The organism is Halobacillus sp. (assembly GCF_049282395.1).
Classification (GTDB): Bacteria; Bacillota; Bacilli; order Bacillales; family Halobacillaceae; genus Halobacillus.
Map to the genome: position 1 here is coordinate 1 of NZ_JBAPTY010000005.1, position 21561 is coordinate 21561.

A 21561-nucleotide genomic window follows, 5' to 3' on the forward strand; every position below is an offset into this window, starting at 1 on the left:
TCTTTTTTCCACTCATTCAGTAATTGGACCTCTTTCTCTTTCAATTGACCTTGCTGAATTAATTGAAGCAACAACTGGTCAAAGCTCGCCAGCGATTGATAAGACAACTGACTTTCCTGAAAGGCTTCATTTGCTCTTTCTAGATTGTACGTAAATATAGAAAGTATAGTCTCTACTTCTACTCCGGCCGTTCGTAAAGCCTGAGCAGACTCAATGGAGGACTTACCTGTAGAAATCAGATCTTCGATTACAACAGCGCGCTGCCCCTTTTCAATATGCCCTTCGATTTGATTCCCTTTCCCATGCTTCTTCGGGGACGAACGTACATAAACCATCGGCAGATCCATTCTCTCGGCTACCCAGGCAGCATGGGGGATACCGGCTGTTGCACATCCAGCAATCACATCGACATCAGGCTCAAGCTCTTTAATTAACTTTACAAATCCATCAGCCACATGGCGCCGAATCTCTGGATACGACATGGTCAGCCGATTGTCGCAATAGATAGGTGAACGAAGCCCTGACGTCCAAGTGAACATGTCTTCAACTTCAATTTTAACGGCTTCAATTTTTAATAAATCCTGTATCAGCTGATCATCCATTGGTAAATGCCTCCTTCACGGTTTCATAGGCGTGCCGCGGGTCTTTGGCGTCCCTGATCGCACGGCCAACCACAATTGAATTGCTTTGTTCCTTCTTAGCTTCTTCAGGTGTTGCTACACGCTTTTGATCATGCGTCTCCCCTGAAGGCAGACGAATGCCAGGAGTAAGCGTGTGAAATTTTTGTCCTGCAGCTTCTTTTATTAGACGTGATTCTTTAACTGAACATACTACACCATCAGCTCCATTTTGTTCAGCCATCTCTGCGTAATGACCCACCATACTTTCTAATGACCGGCTGAGAAGCAGCTCATTTTGAATCATTGCAGCATCAGAAGATGTGAGAATGGTCACCGCGAGCAGTAATGGGCGTTGTGACTCGTCTACCTGCTCAAGTCCTTCGCGCGCAGCCTGGATCATGTCAGCCCCTCCCTGGGCATGGACGTTAACTACGTCTACTCCGAGGTGGGCAAGATTTGCCATCGCTCTTTGCACAGTTTTCGGAATATCGTGAAGCTTCAAATCCAGAAATACAGGATGATGATTTTCTTTTAACCTTTGGATAATTTGCGGGCCTTCTCTGTAGAAAAGCTCCATTCCGACCTTCACCGGGACGCCTCCCAGTTGATACGATTGTAAAAAGTGAAGAGCCTTTTCTCCTGTTTCAAAATCAAGCGCGAAATATACCGGATGCAGCTGTTTCATAATGTGCCCCTCCAATCACTTCCTCTATAGATGAAAAACCATATCTCTCAAGGGCTTCAGGTAATTGTTCGATCAATTCTTTACATATAAGAGGATTCTTGAAATTCGCGCTTCCTACCGCAACAGCGCTCGCACCTGCCAGCAAATATTCGATAATATCATCTGTCGTTTCAATTCCGCCCATGCCAATAATCGGCAGGTTCACGGCTTGATAGACCTGGTGAATCATTCGGATGGCGACAGGTTTTACCGCTGGTCCGGACAGCCCTCCTGTCTGGTTGGAAATAATCGGCTTTCTCGTTGCCGGATCAATTCTCATGCCTGTTAATGTATTGATCATTGATAACCCATCCGCTCCACCAGCCGCTGCTGCTTTCGCGAGGGCAACGATATCTGTCACATTCGGTGAGAGTTTTACATAGACCGGGACCGTACTAACCGATTTGACCCTGGATGTTACTTCTTCGGCAAGTCTCGGATCCGTACCAAACTGCACACCGCCTTCTTTTACGTTCGGACAGGAGATATTCAGCTCCAGTGCATCAACTTCCTTACAAATGGTTGCTGCTACATGTTCATACTCTTCCATCGTGCTGCCGGAAACATTGGCAATCAAAGGAGTATCGTAAGCTTTTAGAAAAGGAATTTCTTCTTTCACAATTTTCTCTACACCTGGGTTCTGAAGTCCGATCGCGTTCAACATTCCACTAGATGTTTCAGCTACTCGCGGCGCCTCGTTTCCGTAGCGCTTCTCACCTGTCGCAGCTTTTAAAATAACCGCTCCTAACTCGGTAAGATCATAAAACTGAGCAAACTCTTTCCCAAATCCAAAACAACCGGAGGCTGGCATAATAGGATTCTTCAAGTCTAGTCCAGGCAGGGAAACTGAAATGTCCATTACAACACAACCTCCTTTGCTTTAAAGACTGGTCCATCACAGCAGACGCGGCGATATCCTTTTTCATCATCTTCCGGTGTATGAACGACGCAGGCAAAACAGGCTCCAATACCACAACCCATTCTTTCTTCCATCGAAAGATAACCGCGCACGTCATCAAGCTGATTAGCTATGGCTTTCAACATGACCGTTGGACCGCATGAAAAATACGTATCAAAGCTTCCTCTCAGCTCCCCGGTTCGATCGGTTACAAGTCCCTGTTCACCAAGACTGCCATCATCCGTCGTCACATATACAGAGCCAAGATCCTTGAATTCTTCGACTAAAAACGCCTCTTCCTTACTTCGGAAACCAAGCACTGTCGTGACTTTTATACCTTGTTCGACGAGCTGCTTCGCCAGGTAATAAAGGGGAGGGACCCCAATCCCCCCACCTACTATTAAGGCTTCGCGCACATCTTCTTCAATCGGAAAGCCTTGACCTCCTGGTCCAAGAACATCAAGTTTATCTCCTGTCTGTTTCTCAGTAAGAGCCTCCGTTCCATCTCCTAATACTTTATAAAGCAAGGTGATCTCACTTTTGTCTAGATGTACATCTGCAATGGAAACAGGACGTCTAAGAAAGAACCGATCACTAACCTGGATATGCACAAATTGACCTGGATCTTTGACTTCTTCCGCAATCTGACCTTTTAAGACCATTCGATAGGTATCTTTCGCTACGGCGCTATGATCGACGATTTCCATCCATTCTCTTCTCATGAGGGTTTCACCGCTTCCATTGGCGGAATGGCGCGAGCTGTAAAAGTCATAACGTTAATCACATCTACGATCGCTTTTGCCGTATCGAGACTGGTCAGGCAGGCAATGCCATGTTCGACTGCTTCCCTGCGGATACGAAATCCGTCAGATCTAGCTCTTGATCCTGTATTCAGTGTGTTAACGACGAACTGGACATCTCCGTTCTGGATTAGATCAATCACATCCCTCTGATCAGATCCTACTTTTCCGACCGCTTCTACAGGAATGGAAGCTTCTTCAATAACGGCAGCCGTTCCTTCGGTTGCAAACAGCTGAAAGCCTAATTCATAAAAAGTCTGTGCGATTTCCAGCATTTCTGATTTATCTTTATCAGCTACGGTTAGTAAGACGGACCCCTGGGTTGGTATTTTAAGCCCTGCGGAGATCATTCCTTTAAATAAAGCTTTTTCAAGCGTCTGGTCATATCCAATTACTTCACCTGTGGATTTCATCTCAGGTCCAAGCGTCGTATCAACGCTTCTTAATTTCTCAAAGGAGAAGACCGGCACTTTCACGTATACACCATCTGGCTTAGGAGCTACCCCCGAAGGAAAGCCTAGCTCAGGCAGCTTTTCACCTAGAATAACTTGAGTTGCCAGTTTTGCCATAGGTACGCCTGTAATCTTACTGAGGAACGGAACGGTACGACTGGCTCTAGGGTTCACTTCAAGAACGTAAGCTGTATCCTCAAACACCACAAACTGAATGTTGATTAGCCCCTTCATGTTTAACTCTCTGGCGATTTTAGTTGTTGCCTCAATGCACTGATCTTCAAGAGCCTGCGAAAGACGCTGGGTCGGATACACACCCATGGAGTCACCGGAGTGAACACCAGCACGTTCAATATGTTCCATAATTCCTGGAATAAAGACATCGTTACCGTCTGTGATGGCGTCCACTTCAATCTCCATCCCTGTCATATATTTATCTATTAAGATCGGGTGGCCATTGTGGACCGTTACATTCGTTTCCAAGTAGGTCTTCAACTCTTCTTCGGAATAGACAATCGCCATTGCGCGGCCGCCGAGTACATAGGAAGGCCTTACGACGAGTGGATAACCAATGTGAGCGGCTGCCTGAAGGGCTTCCTCTTCACTTGTTACGCTCTCCCCGCCAGGCTTAGCGATCTCAAGCTTGTTCAGCAGCTGTTCGAATAAGTCACGATCTTCTGTCTGATTGATGGCATCCATCGTGGTTCCTAATATTTGAACTCCCTGGCGGCTTAACCCTTCGACAAGATTAATGGCCGTCTGTCCGCCGAACTGGATGATCACGCCTTCCGGCTCTTCCAGGTCGATGACGTTCATAACATCCTCAAGCGTAAGCGGTTCGAAATACAGCTTGTCCGATACGCTGAAGTCTGTGGAAACCGTTTCCGGATTATTATTCATAATAATCGCTTCATAACCCATTTCTTTAAGAGCTAGAACAGAGTGAACCGTAGCATAGTCAAACTCTACCCCCTGGCCGATTCGAATCGGTCCAGAACCAATTACGAGTACTTTTTTGTTATTGGAAGGCAGTGATTCATTCTCGTCTTCATAGCTGCTGTAAAAATAAGGCGTTTCTGATGCGAATTCTCCGGCGCATGTATCCACCATTTTGTAAACCGGCAAAATGCTTCGCTCTTTACGATAGTTCATTACATCATCGATAGCACATTCCGCAAGACGGGCAATTTGACGATCCGCGAAGCCTGCCCGTTTGACTTTAAGGAGTAAATCTTCCTGCAGTCCATGCTGCTTAAGCTCTTCTTCTAAATGGATAATGTTCTGAAGCTTGTTTAAAAAGAAGTAATCGATTCCTGTTTGTTCGTGGAGTTCCTGAATCGTATGTTTTCTTCTTAAAGCTTCCGCTAAGATGAAGATCCTTTCGTCATCTGCGGACTTCATACGAGTAAACATTTGCTCTTTCGAAAGATCGGCAATCGAACTCATGTATAGTTCTTCTGTCTCACCCTCCAGGGAGCGGACACCTTTTAACAAGGATTCTTCCAGTGTTCTTCCAATTGACATGACTTCTCCGGTCGCTTTCATTTGAGTCCCAAGTTTCCGGTTACCTTTAGCAAATTTATCAAAAGGCCAGCGTGGGATTTTCGTAACCACATAGTCGAGTGCTGGTTCAAAGCAGGCATAAGTGGTGCCCGTAATTGGATTTTGGATTTCATCAAGCGTCATGCCTACCGCAATCTTAGCCGCAAGTTTGGCAATTGGATACCCAGTAGCCTTTGAAGCAAGCGCAGAAGAACGACTGACTCTAGGATTCACTTCAATTACATAATATTGAAAGCTGTGAGGATCTAAAGCAAGCTGAACGTTGCATCCGCCTTCGATTTCAAGTGCGCGTATGATATCCAGGGACGCATTTCTAAGCATTTGGTATTCTCGATCACTTAGTGTCTGGGACGGTGCTACCACAATAGAGTCTCCCGTGTGGATACCGACAGGGTCAAAGTTTTCCATGTTACAAACTACAATCGCGTGATCGCTTTTATCGCGCATCACTTCATACTCTACTTCCTTAAATCCAGCAATATTCTTTTCTATTAAACACTGCTTTACCGGCGACAAGGCGAGACCGTTCCTTGCCGTTTCCCTTAGCTGGGCTTCATCATCGCACATGCCTCCACCAGCGCCGCCCATTGTATAAGCTGGACGGACGATAACGGGATATCCAATATCATCGGCAAAGCTGAGCGCTTCATCTACAGAGCTTACAATTTCACTTTCTGGTACAGGCTCGTTCATCTCATGCATAAGAGAACGGAACTTTTCACGATCCTCCGCTTTTTCAATGGCTTCAAGCGGTGTACCTAACAGTTCAACTCCATATTGCTCAAGAATACCGGATTCACTTAAGCCAACGGCCATATTCAAACCTGTCTGACCGCCAAGGGTAGGCAGAATGGCATCAGGTTTTTCTTTACGAATAATCTTTTGCAAAAATTCGACTGTCAGAGGTTCCATATATACTTGATCGGCAAAGGTGTGATCTGTCATGATCGTCGCCGGATTGGAATTGGCGAGAATGACTTCGTAACCTTCTTCTTTCAGAGATTGGCAGGCCTGTGTCCCTGAGTAATCAAATTCTGCCGCCTGTCCGATAACGATAGGACCGGACCCGATCACCATGATTCTTCTTATATCTGTACGTTTTGGCATGCTGAGTCCCCCTTTTCTTTGGCTAGGTTTTCTTTTACTTGGCGCAGAAACTCATCAAATAAATGAGATGTATCTTCTGGACCTGGTGAGCTTTCCGGATGGTACTGGGCAGTAAATACTGGGAATTGCTTATGCTGCAATCCTTCTACGGTCTGATCGTTCAGTGAAACCTGCGTCAAAACGAGATCCGTATCGATGAGCGACTCTTTATCAACCGTGTATCCATGGTTTTGTGAGGTAATATATGTTCTTCCGGATTCAAAATCCTTCACTGGCTGGTTTGAACCGCGATGACCGAATTTCATTTTCGTAGTATCGCCTCCTGAAGCAAGAGCAATCAGCTGGTGACCCAGACAGATCCCAAAGATCGGAACGGCTCCAATCAATTTTTTTACGGTTTCAATCGCTTCCGGCACGTTCTTTGGATCTCCTGGCCCGTTCGACAACATCACACCGTCAGGCTTAAGACGCTCGATTTCTTCCGCGGAGGTGTTATATGGAACAACCGTCACATGGCAGTTTCGCTTCGTAAATTCTCTTAATATCCCGTGTTTCATGCCATAATCAATCAGAACAATCCGATAACCGCGGCCTGGAACGACATATGGCTTAACTGTAGACACTTGTTTAACCTGATCCGTAGCAAGCTTTGTTTCGCTTAAGATTTGCAACACTTCATTTACAGGACATTCGCTGGATGTAAGCATCGCCTTCATAGTTCCATGTTTTCTAATAATTTTAGTAAGCTTTCTTGTATCAATGCCGCTGATTCCAGGGATTTCTTTCGCTTTTAGAAATTCATCCAGTGTTTCTTCGCGGCGGAAGTTCGACGGTTGTTCACAATGCTCCTTCACCACCACGCCGAGTAAGGATGGGTTCACCGTCTCAAAATCATCTCGATTAACTCCGTAGTTTCCGATTAAAGGATAGGTGAAAGTGACGAGCTGGCCACAGTAGGAAGGATCTGAAATCACTTCCTGATAGCCGGTCATTCCTGTGTTAAATACAATTTCCCCTATTGTTTCCCTTTCACTTCCAAACCCTTCTCCGACAAAAATGGTCCCATCTTCAAGTACGAGCTGCTTTTTCATTTTGTGCCTCCTCCCAAACGATTTCTCCATTTGATAATGTTAGTACTGGAAAACCTTTAGCTGTCCAGTTATGAAACGGGCTGTTTTTGCCCTTTGAGATAAATTGGTGACGGTCAATTACCCTGCTTGCTTCTATGTCAATGAGGGTAATATCCGCTGGGGCCCCTTCTTCCAGGCGCCCGTAAGGCAAACCGAACACGTCAGCCGGAGCTTGTGTCATCCAGTAAAGAAGCTCTTCCAGTGTCATTACTTCTTTTTCGACTAATTCTGTATAAAGGAGAGGGAACGCCGTTTCGAATCCAGTGATGCCAAAAGGAGAGTTCAAGAATCCCTGCGTTTTGTCCTCTTCCGTATGAGGGGCATGGTCGGTAGCAATAAAGTCGATCGTCCCGTCCCGTAAGCCTTCAAGAAGAGCTTGCTGATCCTCAACAGATCTGAGTGGAGGATTCATTTTAAACATGGCGTCATCTTCAAGAATCGAATGTTCATTTAAAATTAAATGGTGAGGCGTAACCTCTGCCGTTACCCGGATACCCGCCCGTTTGGCATCTCGGATAACGCGGACAGACTCCTTAGTGGACACATGACACACATGATAGTGACAGTCAGCGGCTTCAGCCAGAAGAACATCTCTTGCTATTTGAATGGATTCGGCAATGTTTGGAATTCCCGGGAGATTTAATCGTTCGCTTACCTCTCCCTTATGAGCAACTCCTCCGTAAACGACCGAATTATCCTCACAGTGAGCCACGACAGCCTTGTTCACACGGCTCGCTTCAAGCATTGCCTCATACATTTTTCCGGCTGTCTGAACCCCGACTCCATCATCTGTAAATGCGAAAGCTCCATTCTCACTTAAAGCTTCCATATTGACGAGCTCTTCACCAAGCTGTCTCGTTGTAATCGATGCGTAGGGAAGTACACGTACATGAGCATGTTGATTTATCTTGTCCCACAAGGCAGTTAGGTTTTCCTCTGTATCAGGTACCGGTCTTGTATTTGGCATCGCACATACCGTAGTGAAACCACCTTTTGCCGCCGCTTTTGTCCCCGTTTCAATCGTTTCTTTCGCTTCCCCGCCCGGTTCTCTCAGGTGGACGTGAACGTCAACCAGACCAGCAGATATAAGCTGACCTTGAGCATCAATCACTTTGTCTGCTTTCTCTTCGATAGAGGAACTAATTTTTTGAATGAGACCCTCGTTAATGAGTACTTCACAAGCTTCCCATCCTCCGTTAATTCGCCTTTGTCCATTTACAATTTTTGTCTTCATTTACAGCTCCCCTTTCAATAAGGCTTGAATGATAGCCATTCGGATCGTCACACCATTGGTCATCTGTCTGAAAATCCGTGATTTTTTGGATTCGACAAGGTCGGCATCTATTTCTACTCCCCGGTTCACCGGGGCAGGATGAAGAATAATCGCATCATCTTTCATTCTTGATTCTCTTTCTTTCGTTAAGCCGTAGTCTTTCAAGTAGGATGAGTCAGATGTCTTTTGTTCGTGTCGTTCATGTTGAATTCGGAGCAGCATGAGTACATCACATTGTTCGACTGCTTCATCCATCGTTATGTACCGATGGGAAAAAGATGGATCTTTCCACTCTGGTTTTGTTACAAATGACACCTTGGCTCCGAGCTGTTGCAGCGCATGAGCGTTGGAGCGTGCCACTCGGCTGTGCTTAAGGTCACCTGCAATGGCTACGTGGAGACCTTCAAACTCTTCAAATTGTTCTTGTATGGTATATAAATCAAGCAAAGATTGAGTCGGATGTTCGCCGCATCCATCGCCTGCATTAATAAGGGAGAGGTTTAAGTTCTCTGCGTAGCTGTCCAGGATTCCGACTTCAGATTGCCGTACGACAGCTACATCCGCTCCGATCGCCTCCAGCGTTTTCAAGGTGTCATATAAGCTTTCTCCCTTTGTAAGGCTAGAATCCATTCCATCGAGATGCAGAACATCCAGTCCAAGTTTCCGCTCTGCTATGTGAAAACTGCTTTTCGTTCTTGTACTTGGCTCTAAAAACAGGTTAGCGGCAAATTTCCCTTCTGCCTTCCAGGAGAGTTCACCATTTTCCAACTCTTTTGCGATATTAAATAGATGATGTATTTTCTCATTGGTTAACTGTTTCATGGAAAGTAGATGCTTCATGTTCCTTCTCTCCCATCTCGTAAGAATATTATAAAAAAAGCACCCCCAGGTGTATGGGGGTGCTGAACTCGCATGACAAACGAGCCCAACCCGTTACACCCTTCTAAGTCTCACAGGACTTGGTTAAAACGTGTGCGTTGGTTAAACTAGACAGCTCTTTTATTTTCTTCTTCCATTTCTTCTTCGCTCGGTTCTTCAAACATACTCCCATTTCCTTCTCCTTTTTCTTTACCAGGAAGGATTAGATTAAGAAGGACTCCGATAATGGCTGCTAGAGCCATTCCTTCGATTTGAAAACTATCTGTAAACTGAATGTAAGCCCCACCGACTCCAATGACGAGGATGACGGAAGAGATAACGAGGTTTCGTTTTTCCCCAAAGTCAATCTGATTATCGATTAGCATCCGCAAGCCGCTTGATGCGATGATCCCGAATAGCAGGATGGAAACGCCGCCCATCACAGCAGATGGGATAGAGCTAATCAGGGCTGTGATCATTCCCAGGAATCCGAATAAGATGGCAATTACTGCAGCCCCTCCAATAACGAAGACACTATACACTCGTGTAATGGCGAGGACACCGATGTTTTCACCGTAGGTCGTGTTTGGCGGTCCGCCCAGGCAGGAGGCAATCATAGTTGCTACTCCATCTCCTAAAATCGAGCGGTTTAATCCTGGGTTTCTCAGAAAGTTTCTGCCTACGACTTTTGATAGTACCATTTGGTCGCCTGTATGCTCGGCTATCGTTACAAGGGCAAAGGGAACCATGAGAAAGACAATTTCCCAGCTGAACACTGAAGCCGGTGAGAAGTCAACAAAAGGGACAACAAATTCCGGCATTTCAAAGATGGCTCCTATAACTCCTCCAAAGGAATCTGCTGAGGTAAGAGCCGCCCACTCACTCTTAAGACCGCTCGTGTCCACAATCCCCTGCGTTAGCGCGAATAGATATCCGCCTACAATTCCGAATAAAATCGGAAGGAGGGAGAAAAATCCCCGAAAGAATATAGAGGCGATGATGGTTATGCCCAATGTGACCAGCGCTACCATAAAATGAGTACCACTGTAAACATTTCCTTCCTGGCCTGGCAGGTACATGGCCATATCAATAGCTGTAGAAGCAAGTCCCAGTCCAATCACCATGATAACCGGGCCTACAACGATCGGAGGCAACAATTTCATCAGCCATTTCGTTCCAAATAGGGAGATGAAAAGAGCAACCAGCCCGTAAACAAGGCCGGTCAAAAAGCTTCCGACCATAGCTCCGGCTACTCCATGATTCTCGGATACTTGTATAATAGGAGCAATGAAAGCGAAACTGGATCCGAGATAAGCTGGTATTCTTCCTCGTGTAATTAATAAGTAAGCTAGAGTGCCAAATCCGCTGGATACTAAGGCAACTGACGGCGGCAGTCCGGTTAAGAATGGAACAAGTATCGTGGCGCCGAACATCGCAAATAAATGTTGCAAGCTTAACGTTAACCATTGGTGCATTTTAGGAACTTCATTGATATTAAGAGCGGCTTTTTGTTGGTTCATGTTGATTTCCTCCTTTTTATTTACATTCAGGCTGTGAGGAATTTTAGTCATAAAAAAACCTCCTTGCTTAAAAGTACGCAAAGAGGTAAACGTGTTAATGGAACACGTATATCATTACGACCTTTTAAGCCTCACGGGACTTCCTTAAAGGTAGTGATTGGTATGATTTTATTTTTCAAATATGGTCACTTGATCCGCTTCGTCTGTCTCAGAAAGGGTGACGGTTACCACTTCATCTTGAGAGGTAGGCACATTCTTTCCTACAAAATCTGCACGAATCGGAAGTTCCCGGTGTCCTCTGTCGACAAGTACAGCCAACTGTACTTGAGAAGGACGTCCAAGGTCAATGAGAGCGTCCATTGCGGCACGCACCGTACGACCCGTATAAAGAACATCATCTACGAGAATGACTTTCTTACCATCGATATTAGCTTTAATATGAGCTGCTTTCAATTCAGGCTCTGCCTGGTCCTTCTTCGGAGTCAAATCGTCACGGTAGAGCGTAATGTCCAGCTCACCGCCCGGCAGGTCTTTGCCTTCGATTTCCTGAATTTTATTTTTCAAACGCTGAGCAATCGGGACCCCTCTCGTTTTAATTCCCACAAGAACAAGATCCTCTACTCCTTTGTTCTTTTCAATAATTTCATGAGATATCCGTGTCAGTGCGCGGCGAATAGCTGCATCATCCAGAACGGTTGTTTTAGATTTCATATTCATTCCCCCATGCAAAAAACCCCTTTTCCGCGGAAAGGCAGAAAAGGGGATAGTGTACACACGAATGCCGTGTATAATCCGTCACCTTTTCAGCCTCACGGGACTGCTCTTAAAGGACTTTTTTATTCTATCCATGATTATGTCATGGCTTTACCGGTTTGTCAACGGCGGTTCTTCAGAAAAGTAATCATATCCGTAAAGTCTTCTGGAGGCTCGGCCTCAAACTTCAACCACTCTCCTGTACGGGGATGTTCGAATCCGAGAGATTTGGCATGCAGGGCCTGACCCTTCAGCCCCCATGTTTTCCGCGGACCGTACTTAGGATCACCGACCAACGGATGACTAATATACTTCATATGAACACGGATCTGGTGGGTACGTCCCGTTTCCAGCGTACACTCAACCAGGGTAAAGTCTTCATAATGATCAAGTACTCTGAAGTGAGTAACCGCCTCGCGTCCATTTTCTACAACCGCCATTCGCTGACGGTCTTTCGTGTCACGTCCAATCGGCGCATCAATCGTTCCATATTCATGAGAGATCAGGCCGTGAACGATCGCTTCATATTTTCGCTCGACTGATTTATTCGATAACTGCTCAGCTAAAGATTGGTGAGCCTTATCGTTTTTAGCTACAACTAAAAGGCCGCTCGTGTCTTTATCAATGCGATGGACAATACCAGGGCGTTCTACTCCATTAATTCCGGAAAGGCCCTTACAATGATACAATAAAGCATTTACGAGAGTTCCGCCTGAATGCCCGGCAGAAGGATGAACCACCATTCCTGCGGCTTTATTAACAACTACTACGTCCTCATCTTCATAGACAATATCAATATCGATATTTTCAGGGGCAGCTTCCAAAGGTTCTGGTTCAGGAATGCTCCACGCAATGGTTTCCCCCTGCTGCACTTTATAATTACTTTTAACCGCTTCTCCATCCACTTCAACCAGCTTATCTTTCAGCCAGCCTTGAATTTGAGAACGCGAGGCATCGGTTATGACTTCTGTCAAAAGCTTATCGATCCTTTTAAACTCGTCATCCGGCCTTACTTCGTATTGTTCACTCACTGTCCCAAACTTCCTTTCTTCTTTCGCTCATCCAGCAATGTAGCGAGCATGACTAATATAACTCCAATGACTAAAGCAGAATCCGCAACATTGAAAATAGGAAAGTCGTACGTAAAAATTAACGTGTCAGCAAAATCTACCACTTCTTTACGGAACACACGGTCAATAAAGTTACCGATTGCCCCTCCAAGAATTAAAGATAAGGCCCCTCCCGCTAGTCTGCTTTCCTTTGCGAATTGTTGCAAGTAATAAATGACGACACCAATCACGATGATGGTAATAATATAAAAGAACCACATTTGTCCTTGCAGTATTCCCCATGCAGCTCCCTGGTTACGGTGGGAAGTCAGGTAGAAAAAATTCTCTATGACCGGAATGCTTTCCCCAAGCTCCATGTTCGATACAACAAGCCATTTGGTCAACTGGTCAAGAATGATAATAGCAATGGCTATTAAATAATACACGTACATAGGCGGCCTCCATCAAGTATATTCCTTCGCTATTGTACCATAAAATGAGCGGGCAGCATTTATCAACAGAAAAAGAAGATAGTTGTTTTCACTACATTGATCCGCTTCCCGTGCCATTTGTCCCGCACCTGGAAGTTGAAAATGCCGCCTCCCCAAGAGACGGCATATGCTCACCCGCTGTTCATTCATACTATGTAGAAATTAAGAGCGGTTTTGATTCGGTGTCAGTTCCTTATCAATGGCTTCCTCAAGGGTTTCACTTCCATCGAGCTCCGTCTCAAACATATCTTCCCAACCCTCGTGGTCAATCATTTCCATTTGGGCTTCCACAAGCTTTCGCACGCGGATTTTGAAAAATTTGGCCTGTTTTTTCATCGTTTCCACTTCTGAAGAAATTCGACGAGATTTCTCTACGGCTTCATTTACAATTCGAGATGCATCATTTTCAGCTTCTTTAATAATTAAACTGGATTCTTTATTCGCATTGGTTTTTACTTCTTCTGCTGTTTGTTTAGCGACTTCAATTGATTTATTAAGAGTCTCTTCAATATTGCTGTAGTGGCTGAGACGTTCATTCAACTCACTGACTTCCTGTTCAAGTTCTTTCTTCTGACGAATCACCATTTCATAGTTTTTAATGATCTGATCTAAAAACTCATTAACTTCATCTTCGTCATATCCTCTGAACCCTCTTGTGAATTCCTTATTATGAATATCTATTGGTGTTAATGGCACACCAGACACCTCCTAGATGTATTCCATTCGTAGATTAGTTTCGACCATTTGTTGAAAGATTCCTTCTTGAATCAGCCTTTAATTCAATTTAGAAATGGATACTTTATATTTTTCTTTTTTAGTTAACCCTTGAATTTCCTCAAGCTTACTTCGCCCCTGACCTCTGAGGGAAATTAGATCTCCCTCTTGCAGCTGAAAAGCACCGTTTTCTACAACACGGAAATTAACTTTTACGTGGCCGCTGTCGATATGCATACCTGCTTTCTTCCTGGACATGCCATAGATTTCTTTCACGAGAACATCAAGTCTTAGTGAGGAAACCGTTGTATCTTTCATAACCCACGTCTCTTCGCTCTCAAGCATTTGAGATAACGGCTTTTCTTCGAAGTTAACTGTTGCTCGCTTGACCCCTGTAAAATTCATCCGAATATAATCACTTATGTCCTGGTCAGTGATAATCTGGATGGTGCCATCCTTCACAACTAAATCGCCAAGTTTTTCCCGTCTGATCCCTAAAGACATGAATGCCCCAAGAACATCCGGGTGTTCAAGGGTTACAAATTTCACCGGATAAGATGCTTCCAGCATAATGAGCTGGTAATCATCTTCTTCAATGAACTCGTACTCAGGAGCAATAATGGCCCGTTTGCGCTCAGCTTGATCTTTTCCACCGCTCAGACCAAAATTGAAGTCTGGATGATTTCCCATAACTGCTTTTACAATGTCCTGCTCCCTTGGATTTAAAAAGTCGCTCAACTTTCTCTGATACTTGAGCTCTACGTCCTCCCTCCAAGCTAAAACCTGGTCAATGAAGGGGCGTTCCTCTTCCCTGAAATGCTGATAAATATCCATAGCAACCTCCAACCAAAAATAAAGGGAACAGATATATGGGCGCTGCAAAGCGTAATTCCCAAGACCTGTTCCCGTTTTTAAACTATTCCTGCAATTACATAATACAGCTCACGTAAACCAGCTGAGGCAAACCTGAGTACCAGGATCGCTACAATCGGTGAAATATCAATCATTCCAAGTGGAGGAATAATTTTGCGGAACGGCTCTAGAAACGGCTCGACTAAACGTCCTAGCGTTTCCCCGAAACTCGATTCCCTGGCTCCTGGAAACCAGGATAACAGGATATAGATTATGACAATCCAGCTGTATATTTCTAATACACTCGTTAAAATATTAAACAAAAACGCCATGACTTACCACCTTTTATAAAGTTCATCATCTTCTTGTGAAATCATATCAGAAATGGAGCCTGATATTTCCACGTTATCAGGAGTACATAGAAAAGTCTGAGAACCTAACTTCTGAATGTCTCCCCCTATAGCATATACTGTACCGCTCAAAAAATCTACAATTCGCTTCGCCTGATGATGGTCCACCCGTTGAAGATTAATAACCACGGCTCGACGATTGACGAGTTCATCGGCTATTTCCTGAGCTTCATTATAACTGCTGGGTTCGTTCAATACCATTTTGGAAGAGGACTTCGCACTTTTCAAACTAACGATATTCTGCGTATCTTCTTTTCTACGGCTTCGCTGTTTCTGCTCGTATTCTTCTTCCATTGGTTCATCAGTCTCCTCATCTACATATTCATATTCATATTCGTCATCCAAAGTAAAAAATGACCGTAATTTGTTTTTCATACTCACGCTGATCACCTCAAGTTTTATTAGTTAACCTACAAGGCTGGAACCAATCCGGATATGAGTCGCACCTTCTTCAATGGCTAAACGGTAATCATTGCTCATTCCCATGGATAAATATTCGCAGGGAGCATAAGGCAAATGTTTATCCCTGATTTTATCGCGCAAAGCACGAAGCTGCCTGAATATCCCCCGCAGACGTTCATCGTCAGCGTCATGAGGTGCCATGGTCATTAACCCTGCCACTTTAACGTTTTCATAGTCCTCCATTAAATGGACAAAGTCTTCCACCTCTTCAGGCGCAAGTCCATGCTTGGATTCTTCCTGACTTACATTAACTTGTATAAAGCAGGGCACTGGTGCTGATGCACGTTTGTTAATTTCTTTTGCTAAAGACTTCCTGTCCAGGGAATGGATCATGTTGATCTTATCAATAACCTCTTTCACTTTTCTTGACTGCAGGGAACCTATAAAATGCCAATTTGCACGGGAACCAATGACTTCGTATTTTTCCAGCAGTTCTTCTTTACGGTTCTCACCCAGGTTAACAATTCCCGCATCAATAGCTTCTTGCGCACGCTCAACGGATACGTATTTGGTTACTCCAATAATAGTAATATCCTCAGTGGAACGCCCACAATTATAGCAGGATTCCGCAATATTTTGTTTTATTTTTTCAAGATTTTCAACTACCGACATCTTTCTCTCCTTCCACCATCAGTCCTTCAAACCAATAAAACCAAGCATACGCCCTGTTTGTCCCTGGTCACGGCGATGGGAGTAAAACAAATTCTCTTTCTCGTATGTACAAAGCCTCGAGACTCTGACGTTCTCTTTATGCAGCCCTGATTGAAATGCCATGGACTCATTCAATTTCTTTAAGTCCAGCTTGTACTTTCCAGAAGAAACAGAAACAGCTGATTCTCCTTGGAATTCCACCGGTATCTGATCATATACACGCTGATCAACCTCATAGTGCTCCTCGCTTATGCATGGTCCAATGACGAGTTCGATCTCTTCAATAGAACAACCTTGCTCAGTCATATGGCCAATCATCTGCGAAACCATATTTCGGACCGTTCCCTTCCAGCCCGCATGGGCAATCCCAATCCAACCGGAAACCGGGGCGTAGAAGAACAAGGGTACACAGTCCGCATAGAAGGCTCCTAGTAACAGACCTGGTTGATTAGTGATCAATCCGTCAACTCCAGCGACTGCTGATTCATGAGAGAATACACCTTTACCTTTTTCCCCATTTCCTGCCACTTTCACACGGATATCATGAATTTGTTCTCCTATAATCCAGTTTTCTAAAGGAAAACCGGTTTCCTGCGCTAGTTCTTTTCTGTTTTGCAGTACGGTCTCAGATTCATCCTGAACATGGAGCCCCATGTTCAGGGTATTAAAAGGAAGTTCACTATGACCACCTTGTCTAGTGGTAAGACCTGCCATTATATTTTCATGATTCGTAAAACAAGAATATTGTCGCAACGTTTCTGCTTTAAAAGGTTCATGCATGTTACCACCTCAATTTCCCTTCATTTTAACACATTATTCATCTTATTTCTTGTATTATTCTTTCGAATCTGACTTTTGAGATACAGAATAACCAGCAGCACCTGACTTCTTAATAAGAATCACATCAGCACCAATATTAACGATCTGATCCCATGGTATGACCATCTCTTCCTCTTTTCCAAAAAGTCCCATCGCCTTCCCTTTCATCGTCAGGACAAGTCCGCTTAATCGCCCACGCTGTGTGTCTATATCTAAATCGCTGATATATCCCAGTCGCTCTCCTGTTTCCATAGCAATCACGTCTTTAAGCTGTAGTTCTGAAATTTTCATCATTCATCCCCCTTTCCTTCACTATATGCTTCAATGTCGCAACACTTGTGAAAATAAAAGACAAAGCAGACATAAATAATGTTTCAGACAGGCTAGGTTAAAGATTATAGTTCATTTCTACAAGAAGCTTAAAACGCTATAGGTCCGGATTGTGTAAGAGTCGATTTCGATATTAGTTTACCTTGAAGGTCCTTTGGGGGACGATTCTTTTTCCGGCCCTGCACGACACAGGATCATTCGACGTTGCCACAGGACGTGGCGCTCTTAGTCGAACATCCCTTGTGCTGTTCCTCCTCAACGGAGCCATTTATCTTGAAACTGAGTCTTCCAGTTTCAAGAGCTTATCTGTAATATCAACATAACAACTTACCAGCCACTTAAGAAATAACGAACTGAAAACTGTAGCTATTCAAGAGTTGTTCTAACTTTTTAAAGATAAACTATATTTTCACTGAGGGCATTTTTACTACCTTAACAAGTGGGATACCTCTTCGAAACACATAAAAAAGACTGTCGAGGCTTGCTCGACAGCCATATCACTTATGATCAAGTAGGTAACTAATACTTATTGAAACATAGAAGAATTCATTTCTTTAATAGCAGCTTTTTCTAATCGAGATACTTGAGCTTGAGAAATTCCAATTTCTTCAGCTACTTCCATTTGAGTTTTACCTTGGAAGAACCGTTTCGTCAGAATCATTTTTTCACGATCATTCAATTTCTTCATACCTTCGCGCAAAGAGAGTTCGTCTAACCAGATGGAGTCTTTTTCACGGTCATCTTTTAATTGATCAACCACAAATATTGGATCTCCTCCATCGTTGTAAATTGGCTCAAACAACGACACTGGATCCTGGATGGCATCCATTGCAAATACGACATCTTCTGGTGGAACCCCCATCCTCTCAGCAATTTCGTGAGGAGCAGGGTCTTTATTGGTTTCACCAATCATCTTTTCTCTCATTTGTAACGCCTTATAAGCCGTGTCTCGTAAAGACCTGGAAACGCGTATTGGATTATTATCCCGTAAATACCTGCGTATTTCTCCGATAATCATAGGTACAGCATAAGTAGAAAATTTAACATTATGGCTTAAATCAAAATTGTCTATGGATTTCATTAATCCAATGCAGCCTACCTGAAATAAATCATCACCATATTCTCCGCGATTATTGAAGCGCTGAATAACCGATAATACTAAACGAAGATTCCCATTGACTAATTCCTCACGTGCTTCCGTTTCACCACTTTGGAGACGTATAAACAGGGCCTTCATTTCTTTATTGGTCAGCACTGGAAGTTTGGATGTATCTACTCCGCATATTTCTACTTTGTGTCGTGTCAAATAAGACCCTCCCAAGAAGCTGTAATCAGTTCTCAGTATCTCCTTGGGAGGAAAAATTATGCATTTGTTTTATTAGTTCTATTAGACCATTTTATCGAATTCACGCTGTAAGCGGCGAATAATCTTTTTCTCAAGCCTTGATATATAAGATTGGGAGATCCCCATCATATCCGCCACATCTTTTTGAGTTTTTTCTTTTTTTCCGATTAAACCAAACCTTAGTTCCATAATCTGCTTTTCACGATCATTTAATTGATCCAATGCTGACATTAGTAATTTCTTATCTATTTTCTTCTCAATACCTTTGGTCGTCAGATCTTCTTCCGTTCCTAAAATATCGGATAATAATAGTTCATTTCCATCCCAGTCAACGTTTAGCGGTTCATCAAATGAAACCTCTGTTTTCAATTTATTACTCTTTCTCAGGTGCATAAGAATCTCATTTTCAATACAGCGGGAAGCATAAGTGGCAAGCTTTATTTTTTTCTCAGGATCGAATGTATTGACAGCTTTAATTAAGCCAATGGTTCCAATACTGATTAGATCCTCTATATTTAACCCCGTGTTTTCAAATTTTCGAGCTATATAGACTACAAGACGCAAATTCCGTTCGATCAACATAGCCCGTGCTGCTTTATCTCCTTTAGGCAGGAGTTCTAGCAGTTCTTTTTCTTCTTCTCTTGAAAGTGGAGGCGGTAAAGCTTCACTACCTCCAATATAATAAATTTCGTCTTGCTTAATTCCAAGCTTAATTAGAATACGATAAAACCACAGCCTTAATTTAAAAAACCATTTGACCATGTCATTCCCCTTCCCTTAGGCAGTTTTTCCTTTAACCATTATGTGGGGATGTATCAGCATTTGATAAAGACGATCATGGGTAAGGTCATGATGCTGCACACCGACCAATGGCTGTTTCATTTCTAAATTTCCTTGTGGAGTTACAATCGATATTTGATCCACTAACACAGTAACAAGCAGTTGTCCTTTAGAACCTGCGGCTTGAAAAGGTACTAAGCGAACAGACGATTGAATGTCTGATGGCAACTCTTCCATTGAAGTCACGATTTGATCTACTTTAAGTTTTTCCAGTACTTCCGGTTCAAGAAACTGGCCCATCACCGTATGGTCAGCCAGGAAAACCATTTTTCTGCTGATTGGATCAATTAATTGATTACCACTATCGACCATTCCACGGCAGAGGACTTCTTTACCATTCCAAGTGACTTTTACATCATAAATGTTCTCAAGCTTCATTTGGTGGACGCTTACTTGCTCCATCCGCCACTTCGTGAAGAAAAATGAACAAGGAAACCCAATACACACAAACATCCAGCTAACAGGATCTCCATATCCCCCTGAAAATGTTACAATCGATCCTCCTTGAATACTTATTTCCGTGGCTAGGAAAAAATGGACACCAAGCATACTTCCCCCGATGGAGAATGTTATAAAATAAAAGCTGACCAACTGTAGAATAAAAGCACGAAGTGAGGTAAAGGAAAAGGCAATTCCGATGATAAGTAATGAAAAGACCAGCTTCCCAAGGGTGCTCATCAACCAGAGATCCGGCATAAAGATAGATATCGGTACAATGCTGGAGGCTGCAAAAGCGGCACAAAACATACGGATTTTAGAAGATCTTGCCCTTACCACACCCTGAGTAAGATAGAGGATCATGGCATCCATTAAAAGATTGAGCAACCAGACAGCATCAAGATAGATGACCCCCGCTCCCTTCATCTATTGTTATAAGAAATTATAAGCCTGTCCGCCTAAAAAGTCTGTCACAATATGAATAGCAAGCTAGCAAGTTTTGTAACATCATGTAACGGCCTATAATCTCAGCATATTTTAGTTAACCTTCGTTACTCTTATCATATCTTACCCACCAATCCTTCTCTTCTGCATGATCAAATATCGTTTTTCAGGAGTCTTGTCAAAAGTATCAATAATTGATCAATCAGAATGAAAACAAATAGTTATCGCGAAGGGTTATTTTTTGATTGATTAAACCTTGAATTGATTTTACAGATAAGCTCCCTTTTCTGGAAGACTTGATTTCGAGATATATGTTGAGCGGAAGGTACTTCGGGGGACGATTTCGCTTTCCGGCCCTGCACGACGCAGGGTCGTTCGACGTTGCCACAGGACGTGGCGATCTAAGTCGAACATCCTTTGTGCTGAGCTTCCTCGGGCTTAACAGCCCTGCGGGATCTCACCGATCATGTTCATCCCGCAGGAGTCTTCATCGTCCCCCTACGGACCCTACCAAATCAGAAACTCGAAAAGATATCTTCTTATTGATGAGCAAAAAGAGCATGTGAATATGAGGCTATTTTCATGCTTTATAGATGTGGAATAGCCTGTCATACAAGTATTTAAGACCAGTTAAGAAGGGGAGCAATCTCTCTTCTGGAAGGGTCCGTTATTCTCTCGTGGCTGGGTTGGTGGGGAAATGACGAGACTCCCGTGGGAGTAGGGACTTGGAGAGACCCCACAGGGAGTGATAACGACGAGGAGGCTCACCGTTCCCCCACAGGAAAGCGAGTTATTTCCCCACCAACCCTATGCCTTTTAAGTAACATACCCCGAATTATCTCGAAACTGAGTCTTACACAATCCGGACCTTTAGTATAATAACGAGCTTATAAAATCAGCCATAAGGTTATACATAGTCCCATAGCCCACAAAAAAAGACCGCTGCACCTTGTTAGGTGCAGCGGTCTTTTAACATCTTTTTAACGGCGACGATTCCGATTTCTTAGGAATGTCGGGA

22 protein-coding genes are annotated in these 21561 nt (G+C 43.7%); all 22 read right to left on the reverse strand.

Translation table 11 applies throughout. The features are described 5' to 3' along the window. Positions 1-602 (reverse strand): orotate phosphoribosyltransferase (gene pyrE / locus WAM07_RS00150; RefSeq protein ID WP_422163743.1); only part of this gene is annotated, 602 nt, incomplete at its 3' end. Continuing rightward, positions 595-1305, reverse strand: a complete 711-nt coding sequence (gene pyrF, locus WAM07_RS00155; protein WP_422163745.1) for an orotidine-5'-phosphate decarboxylase — start codon at positions 1303-1305, stop codon at positions 595-597. The genes pyrF and pyrE, both read right to left, overlap by 8 nt. After that, entirely contained in the window at positions 1271-2203 is a 933-nt protein-coding gene (locus WAM07_RS00160; protein ID WP_422163747.1) for a dihydroorotate dehydrogenase, read from the reverse strand. Before WAM07_RS00160 ends, pyrF begins: the two co-directional genes overlap by 35 nt. After that, positions 2203-2964, reverse strand: coding sequence for a dihydroorotate dehydrogenase electron transfer subunit (locus WAM07_RS00165; protein WP_422163749.1), 762 nt, complete (start codon positions 2962-2964; stop codon positions 2203-2205). The genes WAM07_RS00160 and WAM07_RS00165 overlap by 1 nt, the downstream gene beginning before the upstream one ends. Continuing rightward, positions 2961-6164, reverse strand: coding sequence for a carbamoyl-phosphate synthase large subunit (carB, locus tag WAM07_RS00170; RefSeq protein WP_422163751.1), 3204 nt, complete (start codon positions 6162-6164; stop codon positions 2961-2963). Before carB ends, WAM07_RS00165 begins: the two co-directional genes overlap by 4 nt. Beyond that, on the reverse strand, positions 6143-7255 hold the full coding sequence (locus WAM07_RS00175) for a carbamoyl phosphate synthase small subunit (protein WP_422163753.1): 1113 nt from the start codon (positions 7253-7255) through the stop codon (positions 6143-6145). The genes carB and WAM07_RS00175 overlap by 22 nt, the downstream gene beginning before the upstream one ends. Then, positions 7233-8528, reverse strand: a complete 1296-nt coding sequence (locus tag WAM07_RS00180; protein WP_422163755.1) for a dihydroorotase — start codon at positions 8526-8528, stop codon at positions 7233-7235. Before WAM07_RS00180 ends, WAM07_RS00175 begins: the two co-directional genes overlap by 23 nt. Further along, positions 8529-9407, reverse strand: coding sequence for an aspartate carbamoyltransferase catalytic subunit (locus tag WAM07_RS00185; protein WP_422163757.1), 879 nt, complete (start codon positions 9405-9407; stop codon positions 8529-8531). It lies immediately after the preceding gene. Positions 9408-9553: 146 nt separating this feature from the next. Further along, the gene (locus WAM07_RS00190) at positions 9554-10945 is read right to left on the reverse strand and encodes a uracil-xanthine permease family protein (RefSeq protein ID WP_422163773.1); all 1392 of its coding nucleotides are present in this window, start codon (positions 10943-10945) and stop codon (positions 9554-9556) included. A 168-nt stretch (positions 10946-11113) separates the two neighbouring features. Further along, positions 11114-11656: a bifunctional pyr operon transcriptional regulator/uracil phosphoribosyltransferase PyrR gene (gene pyrR / locus WAM07_RS00195; RefSeq protein ID WP_014643135.1), complete on the reverse strand. Its 543-nt coding sequence runs from the start codon at positions 11654-11656 to the stop codon at positions 11114-11116. A gap of 164 nt (positions 11657-11820) precedes the next feature. Beyond that, positions 11821-12729, reverse strand: coding sequence for an RluA family pseudouridine synthase (locus WAM07_RS00200; RefSeq protein ID WP_422163759.1), 909 nt, complete (start codon positions 12727-12729; stop codon positions 11821-11823). Continuing rightward, positions 12726-13199 carry a signal peptidase II gene (gene lspA / locus WAM07_RS00205; RefSeq protein ID WP_422163761.1) on the reverse strand — a complete coding sequence of 158 codons (474 nt, stop codon included), beginning with the start codon at positions 13197-13199 and terminating at the stop codon, positions 12726-12728. The genes WAM07_RS00200 and lspA overlap by 4 nt, the downstream gene beginning before the upstream one ends. A 201-nt stretch (positions 13200-13400) precedes the next feature. Further along, on the reverse strand, positions 13401-13934 hold the full coding sequence (locus WAM07_RS00210; RefSeq protein ID WP_422163763.1) for a DivIVA domain-containing protein: 534 nt from the start codon (positions 13932-13934) through the stop codon (positions 13401-13403). 78 nt (positions 13935-14012) lie between these two features. Next, positions 14013-14786 (reverse strand): RNA-binding protein, encoded by a 774-nt coding sequence (locus WAM07_RS00215; RefSeq protein WP_422163765.1) that lies wholly within the window; start codon positions 14784-14786, stop codon positions 14013-14015. Between the two features lie 77 nt (positions 14787-14863). Next, positions 14864-15136, reverse strand: a complete 273-nt coding sequence (locus WAM07_RS00220; protein ID WP_422163767.1) for a YggT family protein — start codon at positions 15134-15136, stop codon at positions 14864-14866. Positions 15137-15139: 3 nt separating this feature from the next. Continuing rightward, a complete protein-coding gene (locus WAM07_RS00225; protein WP_175477897.1) occupies positions 15140-15595 on the reverse strand; it encodes a cell division protein SepF in 456 nt (151 codons plus the stop codon). A 24-nt stretch (positions 15596-15619) separates the two neighbouring features. Then, on the reverse strand, positions 15620-16288 hold the full coding sequence (locus WAM07_RS00230) for a YggS family pyridoxal phosphate-dependent enzyme (RefSeq protein ID WP_422163769.1): 669 nt from the start codon (positions 16286-16288) through the stop codon (positions 15620-15622). A gap of 18 nt (positions 16289-16306) precedes the next feature. Continuing rightward, the gene (pgeF, locus tag WAM07_RS00235; protein ID WP_422163771.1) at positions 16307-17107 is read right to left on the reverse strand and encodes a peptidoglycan editing factor PgeF; all 801 of its coding nucleotides are present in this window, start codon (positions 17105-17107) and stop codon (positions 16307-16309) included. A gap of 54 nt (positions 17108-17161) precedes the next feature. Next, entirely contained in the window at positions 17162-17437 is a 276-nt protein-coding gene (locus tag WAM07_RS00240) for a YlmC/YmxH family sporulation protein (protein WP_317615990.1), read from the reverse strand. Between the two features lie 565 nt (positions 17438-18002). Continuing rightward, positions 18003-18842: an RNA polymerase sporulation sigma factor SigG gene (gene sigG / locus WAM07_RS00245; protein ID WP_224896029.1), complete on the reverse strand. Its 840-nt coding sequence runs from the start codon at positions 18840-18842 to the stop codon at positions 18003-18005. 21 nt (positions 18843-18863) lie between these two features. Continuing rightward, positions 18864-19583 (reverse strand): RNA polymerase sporulation sigma factor SigE, encoded by a 720-nt coding sequence (gene sigE, locus WAM07_RS00250; RefSeq protein ID WP_014643122.1) that lies wholly within the window; start codon positions 19581-19583, stop codon positions 18864-18866. A 15-nt stretch (positions 19584-19598) separates the two neighbouring features. Then, positions 19599-20525, reverse strand: a complete 927-nt coding sequence (gene spoIIGA / locus WAM07_RS00255; protein ID WP_422163772.1) for a sigma-E processing peptidase SpoIIGA — start codon at positions 20523-20525, stop codon at positions 19599-19601. Positions 20526-21561: the final 1036 nt, after the last annotated feature.

Coding starts and splice junctions, on each gene's coding strand:
- pyrF (WP_422163745.1), bottom strand. CDS start 1,305: ATGAAACAGCTGCATCCGGTATATTTCGCGCTTGATTTTGAAACAGGA.
- WAM07_RS00160 (WP_422163747.1), bottom strand. CDS start 2,203: ATGGACATTTCAGTTTCCCTGCCTGGACTAGACTTGAAGAATCCTATT.
- WAM07_RS00165 (WP_422163749.1), bottom strand. CDS start 2,964: ATGAGAAGAGAATGGATGGAAATCGTCGATCATAGCGCCGTAGCGAAA.
- carB (WP_422163751.1), bottom strand. CDS start 6,164: ATGCCAAAACGTACAGATATAAGAAGAATCATGGTGATCGGGTCCGGT.
- WAM07_RS00175 (WP_422163753.1), bottom strand. CDS start 7,255: ATGAAAAAGCAGCTCGTACTTGAAGATGGGACCATTTTTGTCGGAGAA.
- WAM07_RS00180 (WP_422163755.1), bottom strand. CDS start 8,528: ATGAAGACAAAAATTGTAAATGGACAAAGGCGAATTAACGGAGGATGG.
- WAM07_RS00185 (WP_422163757.1), bottom strand. CDS start 9,407: ATGAAGCATCTACTTTCCATGAAACAGTTAACCAATGAGAAAATACAT.
- WAM07_RS00190 (WP_422163773.1), bottom strand. CDS start 10,945: ATGAACCAACAAAAAGCCGCTCTTAATATCAATGAAGTTCCTAAAATG.
- pyrR (WP_014643135.1), bottom strand. CDS start 11,656: ATGAAATCTAAAACAACCGTTCTGGATGATGCAGCTATTCGCCGCGCA.
- lspA (WP_422163761.1), bottom strand. CDS start 13,199: ATGTACGTGTATTATTTAATAGCCATTGCTATTATCATTCTTGACCAG.
- WAM07_RS00215 (WP_422163765.1), bottom strand. CDS start 14,786: ATGGATATTTATCAGCATTTCAGGGAAGAGGAACGCCCCTTCATTGAC.
- WAM07_RS00220 (WP_422163767.1), bottom strand. CDS start 15,136: ATGGCGTTTTTGTTTAATATTTTAACGAGTGTATTAGAAATATACAGC.
- WAM07_RS00230 (WP_422163769.1), bottom strand. CDS start 16,288: ATGTCGGTAGTTGAAAATCTTGAAAAAATAAAACAAAATATTGCGGAA.
- pgeF (WP_422163771.1), bottom strand. CDS start 17,107: ATGCATGAACCTTTTAAAGCAGAAACGTTGCGACAATATTCTTGTTTT.
- WAM07_RS00240 (WP_317615990.1), bottom strand. CDS start 17,437: ATGAAAATTTCAGAACTACAGCTTAAAGACGTGATTGCTATGGAAACA.
- sigE (WP_014643122.1), bottom strand. CDS start 19,583: ATGGTCAAATGGTTTTTTAAATTAAGGCTGTGGTTTTATCGTATTCTA.
- spoIIGA (WP_422163772.1), bottom strand. CDS start 20,525: ATGAAGGGAGCGGGGGTCATCTATCTTGATGCTGTCTGGTTGCTCAAT.